General features: G+C 40.0%; 21 protein-coding genes. 17 read left to right on the plus strand and 4 right to left on the minus strand.

Annotation, left to right across the window (positions count from 1 at the left end; all coding sequences use genetic code 11):
- Positions 1–55: 55 nt before the first annotated feature.
- Positions 56–1,339 carry a Gfo/Idh/MocA family protein gene (locus ABTV71_RS08790; RefSeq protein WP_433902941.1) on the plus strand — a complete coding sequence of 428 codons (1,284 nt, stop codon included), beginning with the start codon at positions 56–58 and terminating at the stop codon, positions 1,337–1,339.
- Between the two features lie 33 nt (positions 1,340–1,372).
- On the plus strand, positions 1,373–3,139 hold the full coding sequence (locus ABTV71_RS08795; RefSeq protein ID WP_433902942.1) for an alpha-L-fucosidase: 1,767 nt from the start codon (positions 1,373–1,375) through the stop codon (positions 3,137–3,139).
- Between the two features lie 27 nt (positions 3,140–3,166).
- Here the strand turns inward: ABTV71_RS08795 and ABTV71_RS08800 are convergent, their stop codons facing one another.
- Complete coding sequence (locus ABTV71_RS08800) at positions 3,167–3,643, minus strand: hypothetical protein (RefSeq protein ID WP_433902943.1); 477 nt, start codon at positions 3,641–3,643, stop codon at positions 3,167–3,169.
- 11 nt (positions 3,644–3,654) lie between these two features.
- Positions 3,655–4,491: a cold-shock protein gene (locus ABTV71_RS08805; RefSeq protein WP_433902944.1), complete on the minus strand. Its 837-nt coding sequence runs from the start codon at positions 4,489–4,491 to the stop codon at positions 3,655–3,657.
- A gap of 303 nt (positions 4,492–4,794) precedes the next feature.
- Here ABTV71_RS08805 and ABTV71_RS08810 point away from each other — a divergent pair, with 303 nt between their 5' ends.
- Both ABTV71_RS08810 and ABTV71_RS08815 read left to right on the plus strand, forming a co-directional pair.
- The gene (locus ABTV71_RS08810; RefSeq protein WP_433902945.1) at positions 4,795–5,208 is read left to right on the plus strand and encodes a GNAT family N-acetyltransferase; all 414 of its coding nucleotides are present in this window, start codon (positions 4,795–4,797) and stop codon (positions 5,206–5,208) included.
- 15 nt (positions 5,209–5,223) lie between these two features.
- On the plus strand, positions 5,224–6,108 hold the full coding sequence (locus ABTV71_RS08815) for an SPL family radical SAM protein (protein ID WP_121125987.1): 885 nt from the start codon (positions 5,224–5,226) through the stop codon (positions 6,106–6,108).
- A gap of 481 nt (positions 6,109–6,589) precedes the next feature.
- Here ABTV71_RS08815 and ABTV71_RS08820 read toward each other — a convergent pair whose 3' ends face one another.
- A complete protein-coding gene (locus tag ABTV71_RS08820; RefSeq protein ID WP_121125986.1) occupies positions 6,590–6,907 on the minus strand; it encodes an ABC transporter ATP-binding protein/permease in 318 nt (105 codons plus the stop codon).
- Positions 6,908–7,053: 146 nt separating this feature from the next.
- On the opposite strand from ABTV71_RS08820, the gene ABTV71_RS08825 reads away from it, so the two are divergent.
- The 11 genes from ABTV71_RS08825 (at position 7,054) to ABTV71_RS08875 (ending at position 17,285) form a co-directional block, all read left to right on the plus strand.
- Positions 7,054–8,034 carry a helix-turn-helix domain-containing protein gene (locus ABTV71_RS08825; protein WP_121125985.1) on the plus strand — a complete coding sequence of 327 codons (981 nt, stop codon included), beginning with the start codon at positions 7,054–7,056 and terminating at the stop codon, positions 8,032–8,034.
- A gap of 187 nt (positions 8,035–8,221) precedes the next feature.
- On the plus strand, positions 8,222–8,686 hold the full coding sequence (locus ABTV71_RS08830) for a siderophore-interacting protein (protein ID WP_433903704.1): 465 nt from the start codon (positions 8,222–8,224) through the stop codon (positions 8,684–8,686).
- 197 nt (positions 8,687–8,883) lie between these two features.
- A complete protein-coding gene (locus tag ABTV71_RS08835; RefSeq protein ID WP_433902946.1) occupies positions 8,884–9,609 on the plus strand; it encodes a response regulator transcription factor in 726 nt (241 codons plus the stop codon).
- Positions 9,610–9,637: 28 nt separating this feature from the next.
- Positions 9,638–10,996: a HAMP domain-containing sensor histidine kinase gene (locus tag ABTV71_RS08840; RefSeq protein ID WP_121125984.1), complete on the plus strand. Its 1,359-nt coding sequence runs from the start codon at positions 9,638–9,640 to the stop codon at positions 10,994–10,996.
- A gap of 134 nt (positions 10,997–11,130) precedes the next feature.
- Positions 11,131–11,562, plus strand: a complete 432-nt coding sequence (locus ABTV71_RS08845) for a hypothetical protein (RefSeq protein ID WP_147430492.1) — start codon at positions 11,131–11,133, stop codon at positions 11,560–11,562.
- A 60-nt stretch (positions 11,563–11,622) separates the two neighbouring features.
- The gene (locus ABTV71_RS08850) at positions 11,623–12,624 is read left to right on the plus strand and encodes an ABC transporter ATP-binding protein (protein WP_433902947.1); all 1,002 of its coding nucleotides are present in this window, start codon (positions 11,623–11,625) and stop codon (positions 12,622–12,624) included.
- Entirely contained in the window at positions 12,614–13,975 is a 1,362-nt protein-coding gene (locus tag ABTV71_RS08855) for an HlyD family secretion protein (protein WP_433902948.1), read from the plus strand. The genes ABTV71_RS08850 and ABTV71_RS08855 overlap by 11 nt, the downstream gene beginning before the upstream one ends.
- Positions 13,976–13,985: 10 nt before the next feature.
- Entirely contained in the window at positions 13,986–15,416 is a 1,431-nt protein-coding gene (locus ABTV71_RS08860; protein ID WP_433902949.1) for a TolC family protein, read from the plus strand.
- Between the two features lie 130 nt (positions 15,417–15,546).
- The gene (locus ABTV71_RS08865; protein ID WP_121125979.1) at positions 15,547–16,065 is read left to right on the plus strand and encodes a hypothetical protein; all 519 of its coding nucleotides are present in this window, start codon (positions 15,547–15,549) and stop codon (positions 16,063–16,065) included.
- A complete protein-coding gene (locus tag ABTV71_RS08870) occupies positions 16,052–16,552 on the plus strand; it encodes a hypothetical protein (protein ID WP_121125978.1) in 501 nt (166 codons plus the stop codon). Before ABTV71_RS08865 ends, ABTV71_RS08870 begins: the two co-directional genes overlap by 14 nt.
- Positions 16,536–17,285, plus strand: a complete 750-nt coding sequence (locus ABTV71_RS08875) for a YoaK family protein (RefSeq protein ID WP_121125977.1) — start codon at positions 16,536–16,538, stop codon at positions 17,283–17,285. The genes ABTV71_RS08870 and ABTV71_RS08875 overlap by 17 nt, the downstream gene beginning before the upstream one ends.
- Positions 17,286–17,342: 57 nt before the next feature.
- Here ABTV71_RS08875 and ABTV71_RS08880 read toward each other — a convergent pair whose 3' ends face one another.
- Positions 17,343–19,850, minus strand: coding sequence for a kelch repeat-containing protein (locus ABTV71_RS08880; protein WP_433902950.1), 2,508 nt, complete (start codon positions 19,848–19,850; stop codon positions 17,343–17,345).
- 359 nt (positions 19,851–20,209) lie between these two features.
- Here ABTV71_RS08880 and ABTV71_RS08885 point away from each other — a divergent pair, with 359 nt between their 5' ends.
- The gene (locus ABTV71_RS08885; protein ID WP_433902951.1) at positions 20,210–21,670 is read left to right on the plus strand and encodes a glycoside hydrolase family 76 protein; all 1,461 of its coding nucleotides are present in this window, start codon (positions 20,210–20,212) and stop codon (positions 21,668–21,670) included.
- Positions 21,671–21,793: 123 nt separating this feature from the next.
- On the plus strand, positions 21,794–24,973 hold the full coding sequence (locus ABTV71_RS08890; RefSeq protein ID WP_433902952.1) for a SusC/RagA family TonB-linked outer membrane protein: 3,180 nt from the start codon (positions 21,794–21,796) through the stop codon (positions 24,971–24,973).
- Positions 24,974–24,990 lie beyond the last annotated feature (17 nt).

Genomic DNA, 24,990 nt, shown 5'->3' on the forward strand with positions numbered 1-24,990 from the left:
CCAAAAAGATGATAGATCTAATCAAAAAATAAAACAAACTAAACCAAATTAAACAATGAAAAGAAAAGATTTTCTCCGTAATACCGGGATCCTGACGGCCTCAGTGCTATTTGCCAATACACCTGTTTTCGGCAGGGAATCTGGAACTGTGCGTGTCGGGCTGGTCGGCGTAAACGGAATGGGCTGGTCCAATCTAAATGCGATATTGAAAGTTCCCGGTGTCCAATGTACAGCACTTTGTGACGTAGATGAAAATATACTCAGCAACCGAGTGGAAGAATTAAAAAAACGAAATATTACAGTTAAAACCTATATTGATTACAAAGATTTACTCCGGGCGAATGATGTGGATGTTGTGATCATCGCTACACCCGACCATTGGCATTGTTTACAGATGGTAGATGCGGTTGCAGCGGGTAAAGATGTATATGTTGAAAAACCTATTGGAAATTCCATTCGGGAATGTGAGCTCATGGTCGCTGCAGCAAAAAAATATAAACGTGTGGTACAGGTTGGGCAATGGCAACGGAGTCAGCAGCATTTTAGGGATGCAATGGCTTTTGTCCATAGTGGCAAACTGGGTAAAATCCGGTTGGTTAAAGCTTGGGCGTACCAAGGTTGGATGAAAAGCATTCCGGTGCTGTCTGATGCTTCGGTTCCTGCGGGTGTTCACTATGACAAGTGGCTTGGACCTGCCCCAAAACGGGCTTTCAATCCCAATCGTTTTCATTTTAATTTTAGGTGGTACTGGGATTATGCGGGGGGGCTGATGACGGATTGGGGCGTTCATATGTTGGACTATGCCCTGATCGGAATGAAAGTTTCTGATCCGGTATCCGTTATGGCCGCCGGAGGAAAATTTGCTTATCCTGATGATGCGGCTGAAACTCCGGATAGTTTAACTACAGTGTACGAGTTTGACGGATTCAATGTCCAGTGGGAACAGGCAACGGGAATAGATCTCGGGCCTTATCAAAAAACACATGGGGTCGCTTTTATCGGTAATAATGGCACATTGGTGGTCAATCGTGAAGGCTGGGAGGTTATTCCTGAAAAAGGCCGTATGGAAGCTGTCGTATTTCAGCCATCAAAAGATAATGGACTGGATAAACATATGATCAATTTTATAGAAGCTGTTCGCAATAAATCCAGTGAAGGACTGCATGCGCCGATCGAGGCGGGTGCCCATATTGCCATTTTTTCCCAGATGGGGAATATTGCTTATCGAAGCAAAAAGAAGCTGTACTGGGATAAAAATAAGCGCACTTTCAATGATAAAGATGCAGATCGCTATCTGGCTAAAATTTATCAAAACGGGTATAGTATGCCTAAGGTATAATGTTGCATACGGATGTATCAAAAGTTTTTTGCGATGAGTTTTAAAACGATCGTATTCGGGGTAGCAATCAGTACATTATGTGCATATTATGCCCTTGCGCAACGAATGGAAGAGATGTGGGATGGTGGCAGCGGGAAAAGTGCTGTTTCACAAAATAGGGGAAAGCTGTTCCGGGAGGGCAAATATGCCCTATTTATTCATTGGGGTATTTATTCCCAATTAGCAAATAAATGGCAGGGAAAAACCTATTATGGAATCGGAGAATGGCTGATGAACAAGAGCATGGCGAATATTCCCCCTGCGGAATATAAATTGGCGGCGTCTTCTTTTCATCCGGATCAGTTTGATGCCACAGCGATTGTAAAGCTGGCAAAAGATGCCGGAATGCGTTATATCGTTATTACCAGTAAACACCATGACGGATTTTCAATGTTCCATTCGAAAGTTAACCCCTTCAATATTGTCGATGCGACGGATTTTAAACGCGATCCAATGATTGAATTGGCGCAAGCTTGTAAAGAAGGCGGCATCGGTTTTGGATTTTATTATTCTCAAAACCAGGATTGGACTTATCCCGGTGGAAACGGTGGCCCTAAGGTTGATGCACAGGGTAAAGCGAAATCTTTTGACGATTACTTTTGGGAGAAATGCTATCCTGAGGTACAGCAAATTACAACAGGCTATGGTCCTATAGAACTGGTATGGTTTGATACGCCGGGTGGAATGGATAAAAAATACGCACAGAAGCTTGTTGAACTGGTGCATAAAAATCAACCGGGAGCATATGTATCTGGAAGGGTAGGGCATGGGCTGGGAGATTATTCTACACTCGGGGACATGGAAGTACCTCGGGAGAATGTGGATGGCATTTGGGAAACGGTTGATGTGACTAATGATTCCTGGGGCTATGCTTGGTATGACAATAATTGGAAGAGTAGCCGGGAGATATTACAACGCACACTATCAACTGTCGCACGTGGGGGAACATACATGCTGAATGTAGGCCCGAAACTGGATGGTTCTATTCCGGATCAGGCGGGTTTGGCTCTGCGCAATGCAGGTGCTTGGATCAAGCGTTATCCCGAAACGGTTTATGGTGCGCAAGCATCACCTTGGAAGCATGCGCTACCTTGGGGCGATGCCACCGTGCAGGGGGATCGTATTTCCTTACTGGTCTATCATTGGCCTGCAGATAGAACCTTATACGTTCCGGGCTTGACCAAAGGGGTTCAGTCGATTAAACTCCGGGGTTCGAAAGATCAAGAAAAATTGAATTATACATTTGAAAAGGACTGGCTTAAAATTGATATTCCGAAAATTGCCCCCGAAAAGATGGTGTCCGTTATCGAGATTAAGGTAAACGGTACAGCTCAGGTCGAAGAAATGCTGGGAGTTGATCCAGCACTGGAAACCGTTATTCCCGTTGATTTTGGAGAGGTGGAGGGCTGTAATAAAGAAGGAAAATCGTGGATGGAGAAATTTGGTGAATGGAAACATGTTGTTCAGGTCAGTAAATGGACAGAAAAAAGTAAGTTCTCCTATGAAATAGCTGTCAAAAAACCTGGTTATTATCAGGTAGACATGAATTATGCAGGCGAAGGACGGATGGTATGGCGTATTGAAAATTCAGCGGGCGAGGTTGTTCAAAACCAACAAGAGTCGGCCCATGTCTATAATTGGTATTCCTGGGGCTGGATGAAATTTGAAAAGGCTGGACGATATAAAATAACTGTTTCGTTGGTCGAAGGCAATGGTGATAAGGCGAGTCTGACTGCTCTTCGGTTTAAATATGTGGAATAGGAAGGAGATAATTTGTGAAGATGGCTGTTATTTCCGGTATTTATTCGTCAGAAACCTGAAAAGTTCAGTCATGGCTTTGAAGGTAAGTAAACCTAATCCTATACCCAAAACAATGCCCAGGCCAATGCCGATTAAAATAGCCGTATTATTGCTGTGCCAATCATAGACGGCATTCAGGAAAATACAAAATATAACGGAAACTATAGTGCTGCCCACGATGGCTGAAGAAAGGAATAGAGTTTTGAAACCTTTGGTTATTGACCGCTGTTGTATTCCGACGATAACCGATGTTGAAATAATGCCGCCGCTAATAAGCAGGATGATTGTTGCTACAAAGAGTAAACCAAGAAGGATGCTGATGACCGTGAGTGCCAGAAACACGAAAGAACCCATCAGCAGCAGTACCGCTAAAAAGTCATCATCGTTACGGAAAGAGTCAATTATGTAATAATGACTCGGTAAGAATTTGATTAGTAATGTGAATAATAATTCTGGCAAACCCATTCCGCTTCGTTTTACTGCATGATCAGATTGATTTTCTCAATGGAATCTTCGTTTTCAAGGAAATCAATATAGGGAATTAAGGGCTCGATATCTTGCTTGTCCATTGTTTCCAAATCGTCAAATAATGCTTCTACAAAATCATTACAGAAAGATTTACCAAAACTGTAAGCCCTGATTCGTATTAAATCATCGTAATTTATCTCCGTTGCGTTCAGATTAAGCACTTCTTCGGGAATCTCATAGTCGCCATCGGCCGGATAGCCAATATACCTGAACATCCTTTCTTTCCATACCCTGAATAAAATCTGATGTGAAACATGGTTCCCAAAGTATGTGAAAACCTGAGCGAGAAGTTCAGATGCTATTTCTTTTTCAAAAATGCCTGAGATACTTTTGTCAAGCAATTCAGCATAAGCTAAGAAAATGGAGCTGTTGAAACGGAAGTCAAAATGAGAGGTCAACATGGAAACCACGTTGTCTTTGCCCTGGGCTCGTAATAATTGTCTTGCTGCTAATGAGGTGAGGTTGTGCTTTTGCTCGTGGCCGTGGTTATCGGGGATGAGTACAATATGATCCTTTTCAAAGAGAGAGATGACGAATTTCCAATCTTCAGGTCTCTTGAGGATTTTACAGTTGTGGGCTAAGTAACCGTTCCGCTTGGGGTCAGACTTTTTGTCTCCGACTATTACCTCAGCAGGCTGAATAATATGCTCCGGAGGAATTTTAAACCTGCGTATATGCACAAAGAGTTCTTCTCCGGAAGGTAACGCAAGGGTACCAAATCCTTTGTTATTGTCGAACCATTTGACAGCGCCGATAAACATGGCTGGTGTTGAGTTTTGTTTCAATGCTATAAAGGTAATGAATTAAAATATTTATTATGCATTGAAAATTAAATATTTGCGATTATCCGCTGAATAAAGAGGTTTTTTAGGAGCATTCGTCCATCCGAAGTGATTTTCCGCCGGTGAAAATACAGCGAAACCCAGTTAATTGAAGTGATTTAAGGAAACATAGCGTGCTGATCCCCAACTGGAATTTGTAGTTTAGAATAACTATTTATGGCGTTTTTTAGTATCGTATAATCAATGTGGTTTTGAAAAATGTATTATTATGAATAATTTCATAGCGAATAAACTGATCATTTTACTATGCACTATCAAGCCGTATATCAGAAGATAGATTATAAGCGCTATCAATTTTTAAGGGAACACTCAGGCTTATCTCCAAAAACGGAGGAAGCTGCACGTCTAGGAATGGAAAATTCCCTATGCTGTGTGGCTATTTTAGATGAGGACAACGATAATGAAATAGTAGGTATGGGTAGAATTGTAGGCGATGGTGCTTGCCATTGCCAGGTCGTTGACATCTGCGTGCTTCCCGAGCATCAGAAAAAAGGACTTGGAAAGCTGATTATGCAGAAACTTGATGAATATATGAATTCAAACCTCCCTGAAAGCTGTTATGTCAGTTTGATCGCAGATGGTGTTGCTTCCCAGCTTTATGCGCAATATGGTTTTAAGGAGGTGTGGCCTGCATCGAGAGGTATGGGTAGAACGTTTTAAAGTGAATGGGATATTATGCGCCGTATAATTGCGAAATCCATTCTCAATAAGACCAAACGAAGAGATCCTTGGTTTCTTGACGATTATACGCTGAATCCCTATAGTGGTTGCTCTTTCAATTGTTTGTATTGCTATATTAGGGGAAGTAAGTACGGGATAAACATGGCTGAAAAGTTGAGTATGAAAAGCAATGCTGTCGAACTTTTGGAAAAACAGTTGTCTCTGCGTGCGCGAAAAAAGCAGTATGGAATTATCGTTCTTTCTTCTGTGACAGATCCTTATCTGCAGTTGGAACAGAGCGAATTGCTTACCAGACAGCTGTTGGAGGTCATCTTGCACTGTCGTTTTCCGGTACATATTATTACAAAGTCAAACTTAGTGACCCGGGATTTTGATTTGTTGAGAGCGATTAATGCCACGGCAATACTTCCTGAGGATCTTCAGTCAAAATTAACACATAAGGCTTTTGTTACTTTCTCATTTTCAACAATAGATGACCGTGTTGCCGGTATTTTCGAACCAGGGGCTCCATCACCCTCGTTACGATTGGAAGCATTAAGGCAAGCGCGTGAACACGGACTCCATAGTGGGGTCAGTCTGATGCCACTGTTGCCCTATATTTCGGATACTGGAGCGAGCCTGGAACTGCTATTTCAGACTTTTCAGGCTATTGATGCTAGCTATATTTTTCCTGCCACCCTTGCTTTATATGGGAGTGATCCAGCAGATAATAGCGCGCTGGTCATGCGCGCTATTGAAAAGCATTATCCACAGCTATTGCAAAAGTACCAGCGACTGTTTGATTCAGATGGAAAATTGCCAGGTTACTACCGCCAAGCCTTTGCAAATAAGGCTAAGTCGTTGTGTTTAAAATATGGATTACGGGATAGTCTATTTTAGCAGCCGCTAACTCCTATTTTTACCCTTTGTTTTACAATTTTATAACGCGTTGGTGGTGTGTTGTTTATGTGTCCAAAAAGGCGATTAATTTATTTTTCGTACTTTTATGCTGCCAAAAGACAGCATGGCGTAAGTTTATTCCGCTAGTACTGAAGCCTTTTTTGAGCCCAGTCCAAGTTGTTCGTTGTATTTGTTGAAGTATATTTGGAGCTGTATTTAGCATAGCTCATCTTTAAAAGACTAATTTCTTTTTCATCGTTGCACTTATCGAACCGAGAGTAAAGCGTCTACACAGGACAATATATAACCATCGCGGTCAATTGGTTGACAGACAATCTGAAGCCGTTTTTTGATCTGATCAAAAACATCGGAAATACATCTATTCTTGGTCTTGAATGGCTATTGATCGGGGTATCATGTGGTGGTACAGACAAACCGCTCAGTTTGCTATCGTCTCTCTTTTCCTCCTGCAAATAGATCGCTAAAATATATCAGGAGTCGAAATATCGGCATCCGAGGCTGTACTTTGTGTGTTTTTTAAATATATACGTGCTAAATTAATTTGTCGTTTTTGTTCTGCGGAAAGTGGATAGCGTTCGTCGTGGACAAAGGTGTCCAAGCCTTTGGGAAATTCCCAGGCAAAGTCCAGCACCATTGCCTTTTCGGCCGCGTAAATAACGTCGAGCTTGCTCGCCAGAGGGTTGCCTACTTTGATATTGTTATAAATGCTATCCGGGATTAAGTGCATGTCGATGTGATCTGTTAAAAACTGCTCAATATTGCTATTTTTCTTTTGCATAAGCCAAATGGTATTAAATAATTAAGAATCATTCTAAATAAATTTGTAATTTAGCCAAAGATAATAGCTAAAGTGCTATTGTTGGGTATGCAATGAGGAGTAAAAAGTCCGCGAAAAGGAATAGTTGAAAACTTAAGAAATATGGAATGGGATTAAGGCTTTATGATATTGATTCGGCTAATTTGTTATTGGAAAGAAACTATCCACAGACTTTCTTTTCTATCGATGGCGGTATCCAGGAATGCGTCACACATCTGGGGGCTTCATTTGGTGAAGGTTATTACAAGGAGATTTTCTTTGACGGAATTCATATAGGCTATGGTCATGCGAATTTATATGAACGCGTACTTTTTCGTTTCGAAAGTGACTTTGAGACTGTTGAAATGCATTTTGCATTGAAAGGCAAGAGCCAGGCTACAGGAGGAACTTTATCTAAAACCATTAATTTTGAGACTTATCAGCATAATATTCTCTATGGCAATTCAATCTGTGGTCAGATACAATGGGAAGGTAATGAGATTCAATTGTGCGAAATAAACTTGTCACCAGTTTTTTTTAAGAAATTTATACCCGATAATTCGATCTTATTTAATGACTTTAGAAATATTATTGATAAAGGAAAATCTGGCTTACTTAAGGATGGTAATAGAAGAATTACCCATGAAATGTATGCTATTATCGATAGTATAGTAACCTGTGAGCGAAAAGGGATTTTTAAAAAAATATACCTTGAGTCAAAGATCATGGAATTATTGCTGCTTCAATTGGAACAGTTGTCCGATACAACTATTTTGAATACCACGCTTAAAAAGACTGATGTCGATAAAATCTATGCGGTTCGTGAATTTTTACTTGAAAATATAGATTCAAATAACACACTTGTCAACTTGGCCCATCTGGTCGGGACAAACGAGTTTACGTTAAAGAAAGGGTTTAAGGAGCTGTTTGGTACAACCGTTTTTGGCTTTTGGAATGATGCAAAAATGGAACATGCCAAAAAACTCATCTTAGACAAAAACATGACCATTGGTGAAGTCTCCGACGCCGTTGGGTATAAAAATCAGCGTCATTTTTCAGATGCTTTTAGACGAAAATTTGGATTTCCACCAAGCAAATTGAAAAAATAAAGTGACTTGGATATTTTAATTGTTCCCTGATGGAGTATGGAAATAGCTATTTTTTAAAATTGTTACTTAGAATTATTTTTAATATTGTTATGAAAATACGACATATCATTTACCCTTAAATTTATTACACTATGGGCAGAGCTGAGATGAAAATTATATAAACTGAATTAAGAGTCAGCCGAAATGAATACCTGACGCCGCACTATATTCGCATTTATTTGACTGGAGATGGCATTTTGGAAATTGTGCCACAGCTCTTCCCGTATTAGGTGCTATATTGGAAGGTCTGCTGGCATCTGTCAAAGGAACTTGTATCATTGAAGTTCATGGCCGTGAAGATGTACAAAAATTATATACAAAAGCAGCGATAGACTTTATCTGGTTGTATAATGAAGTACCGCAAGAAGGAAGTCTGCTCGCAGATCTGGTGAAGATGAGATCTCTTCCCCAGACAGCCCGGTTTGCTTATTTTGCTGCCGAATTTTCGACCGTTAGGAAGATACGCAACTATTTGCGTAAAGACCTCGGTTGGAGAAAGGAAGAACTTTACGCTTATTCCTATTGGAAAATCGGAGTTGCAGAGGATAAATCTGCTAACGAGCGTCGTCAGGAGAGTGAAGAAGTCAATTCCCCCTTGGACTCAGCTGAATAATATGATAACGTAGCCCTAGCCGTCATATACATACGAATGGGGCTACGTCTTATAGCCAATAAACCGTACACTGATACTCACTTCTTTTGATCGATATAGTCCTGATGCCCTTGATCAAGGCTAAGAGATTTGTGTCTATAGTATCAAAACAGTATTTTTATGGTTTGGATGAGGAGCTATAACAGGAAATATAGATTATGATGAATATGGAGGAGCAAAAAATTATTTTGGTTGAAGACGAGCAGGACGTTGCAGATTTGATCGTTCAGGGATTAGGAGAAGAAGGTTATAGGGTCATTCATCTCGGACGCTCAGAAGGACTCGAACAATTATTGGCTAAACAAGATGTTTCTCTTGTTCTGTTGGATATTCTTTTGCCGGGCACCAACGGACTTGATATCTGTAAACAGATTCGGCAATGGGGGTACACCGATTTGCCAGTCATGATGTTAACAGCCCTTGGTACGCCAGAAAATGTGGTTCTTGGGCTTGACAATGGCGCCGATGACTATCTTTCCAAACCATTTAAACTCATCGAACTCAAAGCCAGAATACGTTCGTTGATCCGTAGACAACAATCCATTGTTCAGGCGACACAACGTGAAACTCTACCTCCGAAAGACACATTCAATTATGGGTTTCTAACGATTGATGATTACAAAAAAATTGCCTATTGTGAAGGTCAGGAGCTCAATTTGACAAGTACCGAGTATCGCTTACTTCTATTATTTATCCAGAGCCCTAAGAAAGTATTTGAGCGCAGTGAGCTGCTGGATAAAATATGGGGAATTAATTTTGATATCGGATCAAATGTCGTGGATGTATATGTGAATTACTTACGGAAGAAAATCGAGAAGGTCACCAGCAAAAAAGCGATCCATACCGTTATCGGAATGGGGTATGTGTTAAAAATTGAAGACTGAATAGGTTAAGCAGACAGAATAGGTTCAAATGAATAATTACAATAGGAAACTCATCTATTTAATTGCAATATTAGTCATATACGTCAGCTGTTTCGTTGGCTTTATCTTTTATTCGATTACAAACTTTGCTTTTACGGATTTTTATAAGCGCCTGGATCTGCGGAGAAATATTGCGGCAGAAAAATTCCTCAATGGTAAATCTGCATCACAAACGGATCAGTGGAGTTTGGATTTTATAGAAAATCTAAATAATCAACATGAATTTTTTGTTGAATTTGATAAGAACGGGGAGATTTTAAGAAGTCAGGGCTTTCATTCAGTGTTATGGGATAAAATTAATAAGACCGGAACATCAAATTTCAAAGCTGGACATCAATTCTATTCGACAAAGTATTTCTCAAAAAACAATAAAAATTATATTATCGGTGCGTCGGCTGAAAATTACTTCTATACACATCACTTGGCCTACCTGCGTAATTTGCTCATTATTAGTTTGATTTTGGGTATCCTCTTTATCTCGTTGGTTTCAGTATTCATGAAACGTTCCTTTTTGAAGCCTATTCTTACAATGATGAAAGAAGTCCAGCAGATTGGTTCTGAGAATCTCGATAAACGGCTTGACGAAGAGAAATATAAGGGTGAACTTCATGATCTGGCATTTACCTTTAACAGTATGCTGACGCGCCTAGAAACGTCATTTGAAACACAAAAAAACTTTATCAGCAATGCTTCACATGAATTAAATACACCCCTGACCTCTATTATCGGACAGGCCGATCTGGCACTCTCCAAAGAGAGAACAATCGAAGAATACCAACGCACGCTACTTAAAATTATTGAATCTGCTGAACATCTGGAAAAAAAGACCAAAGCACTTTTACTGTTAGCACGTACCGGCTTTGTGAGCAATTCAACAACATTCAATCCTGTTCGTATAGATCAGATCGTGATGGATGCAGAGTTGACGGTCAAAGCCATCAATGATAAATTTAAAATTACAACCGATTTTAGTCTGCTTCCGGATGATAGTATGCGACTCAAAGTCAATGGAAACGCAATTTTACTCCAGCTTGCATTATCCAATATCATTAGCAATGCCTGTAAATATTCTTCTAATAGAACAGCTTATATCGCTTTGGGGGCATTGGATAATAAAGTGTTTATTTTGATAAAAGATAAGGGAATCGGGATTCCTTCAAAAGAATTGGAATATATTTATGATCCCTATTTTAGGGCGTCCAACACCAGTGGTATAGACGGATATGGTATTGGCTTGCCACTAGCGAGAAATATTATTAAGCTTCACGGTGGGACGCTAAAGGTTAATTCTGTCGTTGGCGAAGGTACTACAGTAGAAATCGAATTGCCTACTTATCTTCGATTTTAATAGCATTCTAATGCCTCGGGACTGTTTTTAATCCCATTTTAATAAGTTGTTAAAATTCTAATGAAAAGCTAATTCTAGCTTCATTCAGTTGCCATTTGTGCCGACTAATTTTGTCCAAAAGAAGTATGGCCAAAATGACACGCATATTAATCCCGAGTGATTTCACCGTTGATTCACTCTATTTTGTAAGACAGAGTATTGAAGCATCGTCAGCTGAAGAAGTTGATGTAATTCTTGCTTATGGTAATAAAAGTAGTACATCCGCGAGCGAGCTCATAGGCATCGGAATGGAAGATCAGCTCGATGAACTTCAGTCTGATGCTTTTTTGAAGGCATGTGAAACAATATGCCAACGATTTAAGAACCGAAAGCTGACTATTTATGCGGATATTATAAGAACCGATAACGCCAATTATTTACAACATTACCTTCGAGGGGCGGGTGTAAACGAAATCAAGATACCAGCTAATTATAGCTATCAGAATAAAAACCGCAATTTTTTCGATGTAGGAAAAGCATTACGAAAACTAAAGGACCATGTTCTTCATCCCATTTTGGTCACTTAATATTACATTGATTATTTAAAGAAATTATCTCCGCATACTTTCAAACTATTTTCTATTTATATGGCTCACACACAAGGCGGCCCATCAGCTCTACAACGTTTAGTCAATTTATTGCATACTGAACGGAATACGATTAACTATATTTTTATTTACGCTATCGTTATCGGTATTTTTAGTTTAACCATTCCAATAGGGATAACAGCAATTTTTAACTTTTTGAGCAATGGTGCGATGTATAGTTCCACCTATATCTTAATTGCTTTTGTTCTATTGGGTGTTATCGTTGCAGGATCTCTTCTGATCGGGCAATTAGCACTTGTTGAATATCTAGAACAGAAAATCTTTCTAAAATCAGCAATGGAATTTGCCTATCGCCTTCCGAGGATCAAGCCCAAAGAATTAATTGGGAAAAACCTTGTGGAACTGGTGAACCGTTTTTTTGATGTGATTATTATTCAAAAGGGTATTATTAAGCTTTTGATAGATATCATTGCTGCGGTTGTAACCATATTCTTTAGTGTCGTGCTCTTGTCTTTTTATCATCCGGCTTTTTTAGCCTTTGGACTCGTGGTTATATTCGCTGTGGCTATAATACTTGTTTTGTATTATAAACGTGGACTGAAAACAAGTATTGATGAATCGGAACAAAAGTATGCCACTGTTGCTTATCTGGAACAGGTTGCGGCGGATATTGGCCACTATCGTGGAAATGATGTCAAAATGAATGAAGTTACTCAAGTCACTGATACGATTGTAAGCAAATATCTGAATTCCAGGAATCAGCATTTTAAAGTGCTAAAACGCTTCTTTGTTGGGTCCGTTCTGCTACGCACCGCATTATTTGGCATAATGCTTTTGCTGGGATCTTATTTTGTTGTTGAGCGGCAAATAACTTTTGGTCAGTTTGTCGCCGCAGAAGTGGTCATCGTCCAAATTGGCTATGCCATAGAAAAACTAATGACAAACTTAAATACCATTTTTGATATGTTGACCGGTGTTGTCAAGTTAGGCACCGTCACTGATCTGGCGTTAGAGGAGGGCGCAGCTTATTATGTTGACTAATGAGGAGCAACCTGTCAAGACAGCTGTCAGCTGGAAAGATCTTTCCCATCATTCAGTTCACGCCCTTTTAAAAGATAAAGGATCTTTGCTATTGGGCCGTATCCTGATCCTATCAGGACTGGTTTTTGCTTTTGCCTTATTTCTGCCCTGGAGACAGACAATACCCGGGAAGGGCTCCGTCACTGCATTGCGGCCACAAGACAGACCTCAAACGATACAGAATCAAATTGGAGGCCGAATTGAACGTTGGGCGGTGACAGAAGGCCAGGAAGTCAAAAAAGGAGATACAATTTTAGTCCTATCAGAGACATCACAATCTTACTTTGACCCCAATTTGCCTTTACGATTAGAGGAGCAGTTGCTTGCTAAGCGAAGTGGAGAATCTGCTGCACAGCAAAAAATGAATGCGACGGAAGAGCAGATCAAGGCCTTGAACTATGGCCTGACTTATCAGTTGGAATCCGCTCAAAACAAGGTTATACAAGCTCAAAATCTTGTTAAAAGTGATAGTGCTGAAGTGATTGCGATAATGAGTTTTTTTGAAACAAGCGAAAAAAGACTAAAACGTTATGAAGAAGGTTATCAGGACGGCTTATTTTCCCTTACAGATATCGAGACTAGGCGCTTAAACCTACAGAATGATCGGGCTAAGGTGGTCAGTGCTGAAAATAAGTTGTTAAACTCAAGACAGGCATTATCCAATGCACGCATCGAACTCAATAATATTCGGGCAAAATATAATGAGTCATTGGCTAAAGCACAGTCGGATTTAAGTTCGGCTTTTTCCTCAAGGGCGTCTGTACAGGGCGATATCGCTAAATTAAGAAATGAGATTTCCAATATCGACATAAGACGCGGCCTTTATATTGTCCGGGCTCCGCAGGACGGCTATATTGTAAAAACCTTTAAGGCTGGCATCGGTGAAAATATGAAAGAAGGAGAATCCGTGGCAACACTACAGCCCAAAACGCCATTACTTGCCATAGAACTGTATGTCAATGCCATGGACGTGCCTCTTATCTTGCCGGAGAGTGATGTTAGAATTCAATTTGATGGTTGGCCATCGATCCAATTTTCAGGTTGGCCTTCTGTGGCGGTAGGCACTTTTGCCGGAAAAGTCTCGGTCATTGATAAAGTGAGTAGCACGAATGGTCAATTTAGAATCTTGATACGTCCGACAGATCCCGTTCCCAAGGGTGATGAACCTTGGCCTGCGCAGCTCAATCTGGGATCTGGCGCCTATGGTCGAATCATTTTAAATAAAGTCCCCTTATGGTATGAGATCTGGAGGCAATTAAATGGATTTCCACCAAGTTTGGAGCGTGAACCGAAAGAAGACAGGAAGAAGTGATTGTAATTATATGAATAAATTGAATTTTATCCTTATAGCCTTATGTGCTGTTCTTTTTCATAACCTATCCGCACAAGAGCGGGCAGATCGCTTAAAAATAGATTTTACAACAGATGATCTGGAAGAACTTTTAATGGCCCATCATCCAATTGTTAAGCAAATTAATCTATTGACTGAAACTGCTAAAGCCCAGGTTGTGCAAGCTGCGGGAAAATTTGACCCAACTATTTATTCGAATTTTAAAAACAAAAATTTTGGTAATACCAACTATTATAATCAGTGGAACAATGAATTAAAAATTCCATTATGGCTGGCCGGTGCGGACCTAAAAATCGCTTATGATCGAAATGTTGGAAATTACACCGATCCTCAATCAAGAACGAACAACGATGGATTGTCTGCCGTGGGTATCAGCATTCCACTGGGACAGGGCTTAGTAATTGACGGTAGAAGAAACACTTTACGGCAAGCAAAGGCCATGTTAAGTTATGTTGAGGCCGAGAAGATTAAACAGATCAATACCATTTGGTATCAAGCATTGTCCGATTATTGGAACTGGTATTTTGCCTATAAGCAATACGAACTTTTGCTGGAAGGCGTGAAATTAGCCGATACGAGATTTAAGGCGATCAGCGAACAGACAGCATTGGGGGATAAGCCACTAATTGATTCCGTTGAAGCAGCGGTTGTTGTACAAGAGAGGCGAATAGAACTGGCAAAATATGAAGTTGAACTTCAGAATGCAAGAATAGTGTTGTCCAATCATCTGTGGAATGCACAGCAACTTCCCGTTGAGCTTCCTGAGCATGCTGTACCTAATAAAACGGATAGTACAGCGATTTTGCCGGACAGTAAGGTGATTTTAGGACTTCTTGACTCCGCAAAAGTTGCACATCCCGAATTAATAAAACTTGCCAGTAAAAGCCAGCAATTAGTTTTTGAGGAACGTTACCGAAAGGAAATGCTCAAACCAAAGTTAAATATTTCAGGTACACTTATCTCAAGTCGTCACGGTTTCAATAATTTTATCCCCCCAGCATATGATTTTAACTGGCATAACTATAAATTGGGATTCGAATTTGCATTTCCTCTATTCATCCGTAGTGAGCGCGGAAAATTGAGGGAAGTAAGAATTAAACAAGATCATCTACAGTTTGAAAGACGTATTGAAGAGCGAAATATTTACAATGACATCATGAGAAAATATAACGATTTAAGCGCATATAGCAAACAAATTGAATTTCAGTCGGTAAATGTGCGTAATCAGGAGCGATTGCTTAAAGGTGAGTTGAATAAGTTCAGACTTGGGGAATCGACATTATTTGTTGTCAATAGCAGAGAAAATAAGCTGATCGAGATGAAGATAAAGCAGGAGAAACTTTTTACCGACTATCGGAAAGCGTTAGCAGAACTGTATTATAAGGCCGGAACTAAATTTTAATCTCATTTTAATTTTCCCCTTATTTTTAATCCTATTTTAATAAGCCTGTTTAAATTCTAATGAAAAGCTAATTTTAGCTTCATTCCGTTGCCATGCGTGGCCATTAACTTTGTTAAAAAAATAATTGGGCATGGCAAAAACAACGCGTGTATTGATTCCAAGTGATTTTACAATTGATTCACTTTTTTTTGTAATCCATAGTATTGAGCAGTCTAAGGCCGAACAGCTGGATGTCATTTTGGTTTATGGAAATAAAAGCAGCACTTCAATCAGTGAGTTATTGGGAATAACACTTGAGGACCAGCTCAGCGATCTCCAGTCTGAGGATTTCTTGAAAGCCTGTCAGATAATCTGTCATCGGTATGAAAATCGCAAACTGAATATCTATACAGATATAATTGGTACAGACAATCCCAATTATTTACATCATTATCTGAACGGAGCCCGTATTGACGAAGTCAAGATTCCGACAGATTATCAATTTGAAAAAAGAACAAGACATTTTTTTGATGTTGGACAGGCTTTGTTGCACTTAAATGAAAACAAGCGTAAGCATGTAAATATTGTCGAAAAACCGGCAACAAACAAAACAGGAAGCAATGTCTTAGCGGATTTATTTTTTAACAAACAATGGGATGTTAACTATTAAAAGAAAAATACTGGCAAGATTCAACTTTGTCTTTTTGGCATTGTTGCTTTTTGGGGCATCAGCGATGGTCATGCTTTATGAAAACCCCGAACGACTTTTAGAAGGAGAGTGGGAAGAACAGGGCTGGTACTTTGAAAAGGTGGAGAAATCACCAACCTTCAAAAAACAGGCGATTATCCATGAAGGAATCAAAGATGCGGCCATCGCGCATTTGCCGCCATTACAGGATGGCCTATGGCATTTTGAAAAAATGGGTGAAAAGAATTTTGTGGCCCATCACAAGGATAAGCAGTATAACTGGTTTCTAAAAGGAAGGGGACATATCCTTGAGCTGCGTAAAAATAATGAGCTTGTGGAAAGCTTTATTATTCAGAAACTGAATAAAAACCAGCTCGTCTTACATCTCAACCTGGATATGCAAACGAAAGGAATAGCACGTATTGTGCTGAAAAAAGGAGGAAAGGAAAAATATGCTAAGGAAATATAGCAATCATCGAACGATTCAAGACAATATTAAGCTGGGCGGACTAACGGCATTTTCAGCTGGCATGGTCAACGTAGCTTCTGTTATTGTATTTTTTTCCTTTACATCTAATGTAACAGGATATTATGCCGTTTTTGCACAGGAGATAGCGAAAGGAAACTGGTATCAAGGGGCTGTCGTTTTGTTTTGGATATTGTTGTTTTTAATTGGAAGCATGTTTTCCAATTTGATTATCATCCATGGTAAGGGTAAGTTCAGCGCATACCTGACACATTCGATACCGTTGGTATTGGAAATTTTAAGTATATTGTTTGTCGGTATATATCTCGATATCTTCTATGAAGATTCGCTAAAGGAAACCGAAATATTGGTCGGGGCCTTATTGTTTGCGATGGGCCTGCAAAATGGACTGACGGCGAGTATATCCAATTCAGTAGTGAAAACAACCCATTTGACCGGTTTGACGACCGACTTGGCGATACTCATATCTATGTTTACCAAAGAATCCAATAGAAACAATAAAGATTTGGTAGATAAGTTTCATTTGCTGCTGACCATTGTCACTAGTTATGTAATGGGAGGGCTACTCAGCGGAATTTCATTTAATTATCTGTCCAATAAAACATTTTATGTCGTTTGTTTTGTGTTGCTGATAATTGGTTTGTATGATCACTACAAACTATATCTGCTCAAAAAGCAATTCGTAAAACGTCATCGCGAGGTATTGGTTTCCTAAATTTATTGGTGGTTATATAAAAAGGCCAATCATACCTCGTCGTATGATTGGCCTTTTTTATATAATTCTATCCAGGTGGTGCGGAAAGTCCTCATTCATCAACTGTTTATAATTGAGGCAGAATTGCTGAAATTTAATACGGGCATCATGCTGTTGATTGAGAGCAAACATCGCTCTTATTTCAGAAAATAAAGCCTGTTCATTTAGCGGGTCCAATAGGAATACCGTATGCGCCAGCTCAATACTTTTTTTATGTTGATGTCCGAGATCCGCTTGCTGAAGTTCCGCCAGTAAAATGGGCAGCAAACTTTGTTCAACCTCAGCTTTTAAGGCATCAAAGATAGGCTGATCCAATCCCTGTAAAAACTTGCCTCTTTGGATGATCTGTATGAGTCTATTTTCATTGATATTGGAAGGATTTGCCATCAAATGGATGCATTCTAAATAATCACAATAGAATTCATTCGTCTCTTCGATAAAGAATCGGCCCTGTTTATGTACAAGTTCTATTCCTGTAAACTCGCTCAGCACTTTTCGTAAATGATTGATCGTAACCCCTCTGGAGTTTTTTACCTTATCTTCTGATTTGTCAGGCCACATCAGCAGGCTGAAATATTGTGAACTGATCCCCGACCTGTGGGACAAGATGAGGCAAAATGCCTGCTTCAGCTTTGTGCTAAATAAATGGGAAACATCACGTTTGTTTCGATCAAATGCACGAAACTCACCAAATAGAAAAATTGCATTTGCGCGAATATATTCATCATTTTGTCGCAATTGATTTGTTCCCGCTATTGGAGCGATAGGAAATGTTGATTCCTGCGTGATAGGAATAGTGCTTCTTTTCCTTCCGCTTCGTCCCCAGATAATGTAAGCGCCAAGCCCACATATTCCAAACAACATTAACAATAAGAGTACTTTGTGGTTTGAACGGTATGTCGGGAAGCTATTTAATTCAGCGAAGGTTATTGGCATCATATTTAACGAATAAACCTTTAGCGTCGATTGTATGTCATCTTTTGACTCTTGAACTAATATCAAAAGCCGTCCTAATTGCTTATCTGAATAAAGTTGGGCATGTGTACTTATTTTATCTGAATAGATCGGGACAGAGTCTCCCAATATATCAAAACTTCCATCTTGAATAGCAAAACGGTAGAGCTGGATATTGGATTTAGTCAGATATTCCGGATAGCATAAGGCATAGAAGTGAGCGCTATCAGGGAAGACCAAACCACGGGCAGGTACAATATGTTTGTCTTTCCAAACGATATCCCATTTTTTTGTGATTTTCTTGCTGTCTAGATTGATCTGATAGAAATCATAAAGATATTTTCGTCCGACAATGTGTTCACCGGATTCATTTCCCATACCGCCGAATATATAAGCTGTTCGATCCTTAGGTCCTTGGCCTGCTGTCAGAAAATAGCGTGGAAAAATTTTATCACCTGACCATCCTTCGACAGTTTGCCATTTGCCGGAGTCGAGGTCATAGCGCCTAAACTCGCCACTATAGGCCATATTTCCGTAACCTCCAAAAATATAGAACTGCCGACGTCTTTCATCATAAAAAGACCCATGATGGTTTAGCTCCTTTTTTATCAGGTCATAGCTTTCAACTTTCCATTCTAAATTTTCAAGATCAAGGCTGGCGACTGTAGGGCCTAAGTAAGGTTGCGTATAAAAAAGCTCATAGACATATAGTTTATTTGTCATCGAGTCTATAAAATTGTTTCCTAAAACCAGTTTGACGGGACAGGGGTTATGAAAAGCGAGCTTCTTTGTCTGATTGTTTTTGACATTGAATATGGTAATAGAGTCCTGATTAAAATAATAAATCTCTTTTGTTCGTTGATTGTAGCTAGAACCGGCCTGTGATGGGGAACTGCCAGTAAAAATATTTTTCCATTTGTAAGAATCCACAATCAGCCAAGTGGGGTTGGAGACACGTCCATAAGCCTTGCCGTTTTCATCGTGGACAATATGACCTGTATTCTCCTTTAATGGAAAGGAGTATCTATTCGTTGCATTTCCAATACGTACATTTTTGACGGACATCATGGGTACATCGATCAGGTAATCACTTTTTCCAAAAATAACCTCAGGGCTATATTGTTTTGGTAGTTTCACCTTTGGAGACTGAAAGGTCCGATCCTGTATTTTGAGCTTGAATAGTTGCTCCTGAAGATCGAAAGTCAATTGGACGTCGATCCACTCTTCTTTAAATAGTCGCTGTTGGTTTATTTTTGCAATAATCAAACTACTTTTGCCCTCTTCATTCAGACGGAAGATACAATTTCCTGCCTCCTCGTCATAAAATAGATTGTAAACCGTGTTATTGTCTTTATTCTTGACACGGAAGATGTTGCCTAACGAGTTTGATGCATATATGGATAGCTGGAATGTTAGGGTAAACTGCTTTTCAAAAGAAACGTCTTTATTGTTGAACAATTCATAGGAGGTTCTTTTATCTATGGGTTCATGTCCGGCTCTAAACTTGAGCCCCTGAGATCGGGAAAGTATCGGAATTAAAAGTAAAAAAACTATATATATACAGCGTCGCATAGCGCAATCAAAAAAACTTAAACCAATAGTTGTCGACAAAGAGCTGTTCAATATAGAGATTGTCCCTTGTCGGCTTTTTATGAAATCGTAACGGTTAGGATATATCCCTTATCAATATCTTACAGGATTAAAAGTATGCAAAAAAAAGCGCGCAATAAAATAAAAGCTATGTTACAATCACGACAGGCATGCTATCTCCAATGATGATATAAAAAAATAGTCGCTTGGGTTATCGTTTTATTTTTACGTTTTAACCCGATTTTAACCCAAAAATTAATCATTCGACATTACCTTGCGTTAGAATTCCTGCAGGTATTTCCAGTAGGAACTCGAACTAATTATAAATCGAAATCTTACTTATGAAAGTCTTTAAAAAGCTGCAATTTATTGTTGTTGCTTCCGTGTCAATGATGATTGTTCGGTACGCACATGGTGAAACACAAACTTCCTTTTCTGTTATCAATATTAATATCCATCAGCCTGTCCAAGAGCAAAACTTGGTCCGTGCGATGGAACTCGTTGACCGGGCTATGGAAGTTTATTTCTCAGCGGATAGGCAAGCCATGTATCGTTTCTATAATCCGGATACGGAGGTGCGCCCCGAAGAAAAGGCAAGCGTATGGATGTATTCCGCTTCGATAGAAGCTGTCAATGCAATATTAAATGGTCTTAGGCTGCAAAAAGAAAAAGGGAGTCCTGGCCTATTTGATAAACATTATCAGCGCTATGTTGAGCTATTGGCCCAGCTCCATGAAAATGCTGCTTATTATTTGGGGAACTTCAACCTGATTTCTTTTACACAAACTAAGGACTGGACCGTATATGCGGTGGACCGGGCGAGCGAAAAAGGCGGAGCTAACGTAACCGGTATCCTGAATGTTTATGACGATCAAATGTGGATAATACGGGAATTGATAGAAGCTTACCATCTGACCGGTAAAGATACCTATTTGAAAGAAGCAGAATATCTAACAGCTTACGTCCTGGATGGATGGGACTGCACCCGCAATAGTCAAGGAATTGAGAACGGTGGAATTCCATGGGGCCCCGGATATGTGACCAAACATGCCTGTAGCAATGCTCCAATGATTAGCCCTTTGGTCTGGCTGCATGAAATCTATAGGAAAAAGAACGATCAGATAACATATAATTATATCGATGCACAGGACAAGCAATCTCGTCGTTCTAAAATGCTCCGAAAAAGTGATTTTTATTTGGATTTTGCTAAAAGGATTTATGCTTGGCAAAAAGATCATTTATTGAATAATAAGGGCGTCTATGATGATATGATGGGCGACTGTTATCCAGATTGTACCATTGCATACGAAATTGTTGACGGCGTAAAATACCGAAAAAATACCCAATTAAGGAAAGCCGTCGGAACTTCTTTTTCCTATAACAGTGGTACAATGATTTCTGGCGCTGCCGACCTGTACCGGGTGACGAGATCTAAGGTCTATTTGGAAGAGGGAAAGGAACTGGCGAATGCCAGTTTCCGGTACTTTGCCAAGCTAGGTTCAGAGGTTCCGGCGCATTATACCTATGCTTCAGAGGGGTTTAACAATTGGTTTAATGGCATATTACTTCGGGGATTTCTTCAGATTTCTCCAGTCTTTGAAAAAGAAGGAAGTTACATGGACTCCTTTCAGCAGAATTTGGACTATGGGTATACCCATTTTTTGCGCTCCGGTTTATTACCACAGAACCTTCTTGGAGGGTGGCATGCAGACAAAGACAAAAATAATCTGGAAGGGATGTTCATGTTCGCTTATGCGGCACAGTATGCGATGCTGTCTCAATATGAGGCTGGCAAAAAGTGAAATGAATAAAAAGATCGACATAAGCAATTGTGATAAAAAAACGAATACCAATAAAAACCGAGCTTTCGAGCTCATGAAATACATCAGATAGCATAGTAACTATTTAAAAACCAATTTATTTAAATGAAAAAGGATATAGGGAAATCAAGGCGGCGACTCAGCACACTGCTCGTGCTGCTGGCGCTGGGCATTCCGTCCGTCGGATGGGCGCAACAGAAAAATGTCAGCGGAAAAGTGCTCGATAGTAACAATAAGCCAATTGCGGGAGTGACAATATCGGTTCAGAATGCCGATACTCGGATTGAGACAACCACTGACGCAGATGGTAGATATTCCATTAGCGTTCCTGAAGGGAAAAAGCTTTTATTTAAATCACTAGGATTCAACGCTAAGGAAGAGCTTACAGACGGAAAATCCACGATTAATGTTGTCCTGCAAAGCGATGATACTCAGTTGGAAACTGTGGTCGTGGTCGGTTATGGAACGCAGAAAAAGCAATCTCTTACCGGGGCTATTTCCTCCGTAAAGGGGACGGAAATGCGGCAGACGAAAAATGAAAATCCGCAGAATATGCTGACTGGTCGTGTGGCTGGTGTACGCGTGTGGCAGCGGAGTGCAGAGCCGGGTGCCTATAGTGCTAATTTCGATATTCGTGGACTTGGTGCTCCACTGGTTGTAATTGATGGTGTGCCCCGTACGAGCGAAGACTTTCAGCGTCTGAATCCAAGTGATATTGAAGAGGTTTCGGTATTAAAGGATGCATCGGCAGCAATTTATGGGGTGCGTTCGGCAAATGGTGTTGTGCTGGTCACGACAAAAAAGGGAAAAGAAGGAAAGACTACGGTCAATTACAATGGTTCCTATACCTTCCAACGACCTTCGGGGTTGCCTGTATTGGCCGATGCAATCAGCGCGATGACGATCTACAACGAGAAGTCCATGAACAACATCAATGGTGGTAGTCCGATTTATACTGAAAAAGATTTTGAAGATTTTAGAAATGGGAAACGGCGTTCTTCAGACTGGACCTCGTTGGTCTTCTCCAAATATGCACCGCAGACGCAGCACGATATTAGCTTTTCTGGCGGAAGCAATAAAATTCAATACTATATCGGAGGAGGCTATTCCTATCAGCAAGGATTCTTTAAATCGGGTGATCTCAATTATAATAAATACAACTTACGTTCGAATATTTCGGCAGAATTGGCCAAGGGATTGAAATTGGATCTGAATATCAGCGGTATGGCCGATCAGCAAAATAATCCTTATGCAAGTTCGGTCGATATTATCCGAAACTATTGGAAACAGGGCATGTTGTTCGCTGCATATGCTGATCCTGAAAACACGTTGTTAAATTATGAGGGATTGGATTTAGAACAAAATACGGTCGCAATGATGGACGCGGATATTTCTGGGTATCGTAAATTCAAAAAGAAGACCTTTCAATCCTCGGCCGCACTGAATTACGATCTGAGTAATTTATCACCTCTTCTGCAAGGGTTTTCCGCAAAAGCATTGATTGGTTATGATTACCGCACGGATAACAATTCCCTATTCAGAAAGGAATATTATCAATATGCGTTGAATCAAACAACGGGTAAATATGATCAAAAACTCTATAATTTGAGTAGCCCAAATCAAATGAAAAGGGAGTTTTTTGACAAACAGCAGCTATTGGGACAATTTATTCTGAATTATGACAGGACGTTTGCGGATCAGCATAAAGTATCAGGGCTTTTGGGATGGGAATCCCAAAAGAATGACGGTGATAATTTCTATGCTTTAAAAAATCTGGCATTTGGTTCGGATAGACTATCAGCTGGTGTAGAGGACGGACAGATGAGTTCCATGTATCCTGGGATAGCAGATTACTATAACGAAGCGAAATCCGCTTTATTTGGGCGTGTGAATTATGATTTTGCAGGCCGATACATCGCTGAATTCCAGTTTCGATATGATGGATCGTCGCGTTTCGCAAAGGGACATCAATGGGGATTTTTTCCATCAGCTTCAGTTGGCTGGCGTATATCGGAAGAACCGTTTTTCAAGTCTAATGATGCACTTTCTTTTGTTAATCAGTTAAAACTGAGAGCAAGTTATGGCGCATTGGGTGATGATCAGATTAAAGATTGGGATTTTGGTTGGCTTCCGGGATATATCTATCCCGCAGTCAGTGGCAATGCCGAAAACGGCTATAATAACCAGTATGCTCCGGGTTATATTTTTGGTGGTAAATACGTTACTGGGGTTACTCGAAAACCTATTGCAAACGAGTTGATTACATGGTTTACTGCAAAGACTTTCAATGCAGGTATAGACTTCGAAGGCTGGAATGGTCTGTTTGGATTTACATTAGATTATTTTGAACGTACGCGGAATGGATTATTTAAACGTCCAGAAAGCGAATTCCCTACAGTGATCGGAGCTGTTCCGCCCTTGCAAAATGCGGATAGCGATCGTCATATGGGACTGGAACTGGAATTGAAACATCGCAATAAGATCAATGATTTCTCCTATAATATTCGCGCGATCGCCACAGTGACAAGGAATAAGTACCTGACTTCCGTCGAAAATGGCCCTTACAAAAATTCTTACGATCGATGGCGGAATGATAACCTCAACAATAGATATCAGGGACTCCAGTTTGGATATGAATCTGCCGGTAGATACGAAAACTGGGAAGATATCTGGAGCTATCCGATTTATAAAGAGCGTGATGTATTGCCCGGAGACTATAAATACCTGGATTGGAACGGTGATGGTGAAATCAATGGTCAGGATGAACACCCATTTGCCTTTGACCAGACGCCTTGGGTTAACTATAGTATGAACCTTGAGACTTCCTACAAAAATTTTGACATGAACTTATTATTGCAGGGGTCTGCTCTCGGTTCCATGCAGTATAAAGAACCTCTCTATGCAATCTGGGGATCAAATGGTGGCGGAACATTGGAACAATATCTCGATCGCTGGCATCCCATGGATCCTTTAGCTGATCCCTATGATCCAGCAACAGCATGGGTGAAAGGATATTATGCCTTTACCGGAAGATATCCAATGGAAAACTCTGAATTCAATCGCGTCAGTACAGCTTACTTGAGATTGAAGAGTGTTGAACTAGGGTATACTTTCTCAAATCTAAAGCCTTCGTCCACGATGCGTTTACGCGTGTACGCGAATGCCTATAATCTTTTCACAATAACAGGCGTACGATTTGTGGATCCAGAACATCCGGATGATGACTTAGGACGGATGTATCCATTGAATAAGACCTATTCATTAGGCCTATCGCTTACTTTTTAGCACGCAAAAAAATATTT

Origin of the sequence: Sphingobacterium puteale (assembly GCF_050986225.1) — a bacterium.
Lineage (GTDB): Bacteria > Bacteroidota > Bacteroidia > Sphingobacteriales > Sphingobacteriaceae > Sphingobacterium > Sphingobacterium puteale.

Bases quoted from the DNA above. Each gene is read 5' to 3' on its own strand.
- ABTV71_RS08790 (WP_433902941.1), top strand. From the start codon at position 56: ATGAAAAGAAAAGATTTTCTCCGTAATACCGGGATCCTGACGGCCTCA.
- ABTV71_RS08795 (WP_433902942.1), top strand. From the start codon at position 1,373: ATGAGTTTTAAAACGATCGTATTCGGGGTAGCAATCAGTACATTATGT.
- ABTV71_RS08800 (WP_433902943.1), bottom strand. From the start codon at position 3,643: ATGGGTTTGCCAGAATTATTATTCACATTACTAATCAAATTCTTACCG.
- ABTV71_RS08810 (WP_433902945.1), top strand. From the start codon at position 4,795: ATGCACTATCAAGCCGTATATCAGAAGATAGATTATAAGCGCTATCAA.
- ABTV71_RS08815 (WP_121125987.1), top strand. From the start codon at position 5,224: ATGCGCCGTATAATTGCGAAATCCATTCTCAATAAGACCAAACGAAGA.
- ABTV71_RS08820 (WP_121125986.1), bottom strand. From the start codon at position 6,907: ATGCAAAAGAAAAATAGCAATATTGAGCAGTTTTTAACAGATCACATC.
- ABTV71_RS08825 (WP_121125985.1), top strand. From the start codon at position 7,054: ATGGGATTAAGGCTTTATGATATTGATTCGGCTAATTTGTTATTGGAA.
- ABTV71_RS08835 (WP_433902946.1), top strand. From the start codon at position 8,884: ATGATGAATATGGAGGAGCAAAAAATTATTTTGGTTGAAGACGAGCAG.
- ABTV71_RS08840 (WP_121125984.1), top strand. From the start codon at position 9,638: ATGAATAATTACAATAGGAAACTCATCTATTTAATTGCAATATTAGTC.
- ABTV71_RS08845 (WP_147430492.1), top strand. From the start codon at position 11,131: ATGACACGCATATTAATCCCGAGTGATTTCACCGTTGATTCACTCTAT.
- ABTV71_RS08850 (WP_433902947.1), top strand. From the start codon at position 11,623: ATGGCTCACACACAAGGCGGCCCATCAGCTCTACAACGTTTAGTCAAT.
- ABTV71_RS08855 (WP_433902948.1), top strand. From the start codon at position 12,614: ATGTTGACTAATGAGGAGCAACCTGTCAAGACAGCTGTCAGCTGGAAA.
- ABTV71_RS08860 (WP_433902949.1), top strand. From the start codon at position 13,986: ATGAATAAATTGAATTTTATCCTTATAGCCTTATGTGCTGTTCTTTTT.
- ABTV71_RS08865 (WP_121125979.1), top strand. From the start codon at position 15,547: ATGGCAAAAACAACGCGTGTATTGATTCCAAGTGATTTTACAATTGAT.
- ABTV71_RS08870 (WP_121125978.1), top strand. From the start codon at position 16,052: ATGTTAACTATTAAAAGAAAAATACTGGCAAGATTCAACTTTGTCTTT.
- ABTV71_RS08875 (WP_121125977.1), top strand. From the start codon at position 16,536: ATGCTAAGGAAATATAGCAATCATCGAACGATTCAAGACAATATTAAG.
- ABTV71_RS08880 (WP_433902950.1), bottom strand. From the start codon at position 19,850: ATGCGACGCTGTATATATATAGTTTTTTTACTTTTAATTCCGATACTT.
- ABTV71_RS08885 (WP_433902951.1), top strand. From the start codon at position 20,210: ATGAAAGTCTTTAAAAAGCTGCAATTTATTGTTGTTGCTTCCGTGTCA.
- ABTV71_RS08890 (WP_433902952.1), top strand. From the start codon at position 21,794: ATGAAAAAGGATATAGGGAAATCAAGGCGGCGACTCAGCACACTGCTC.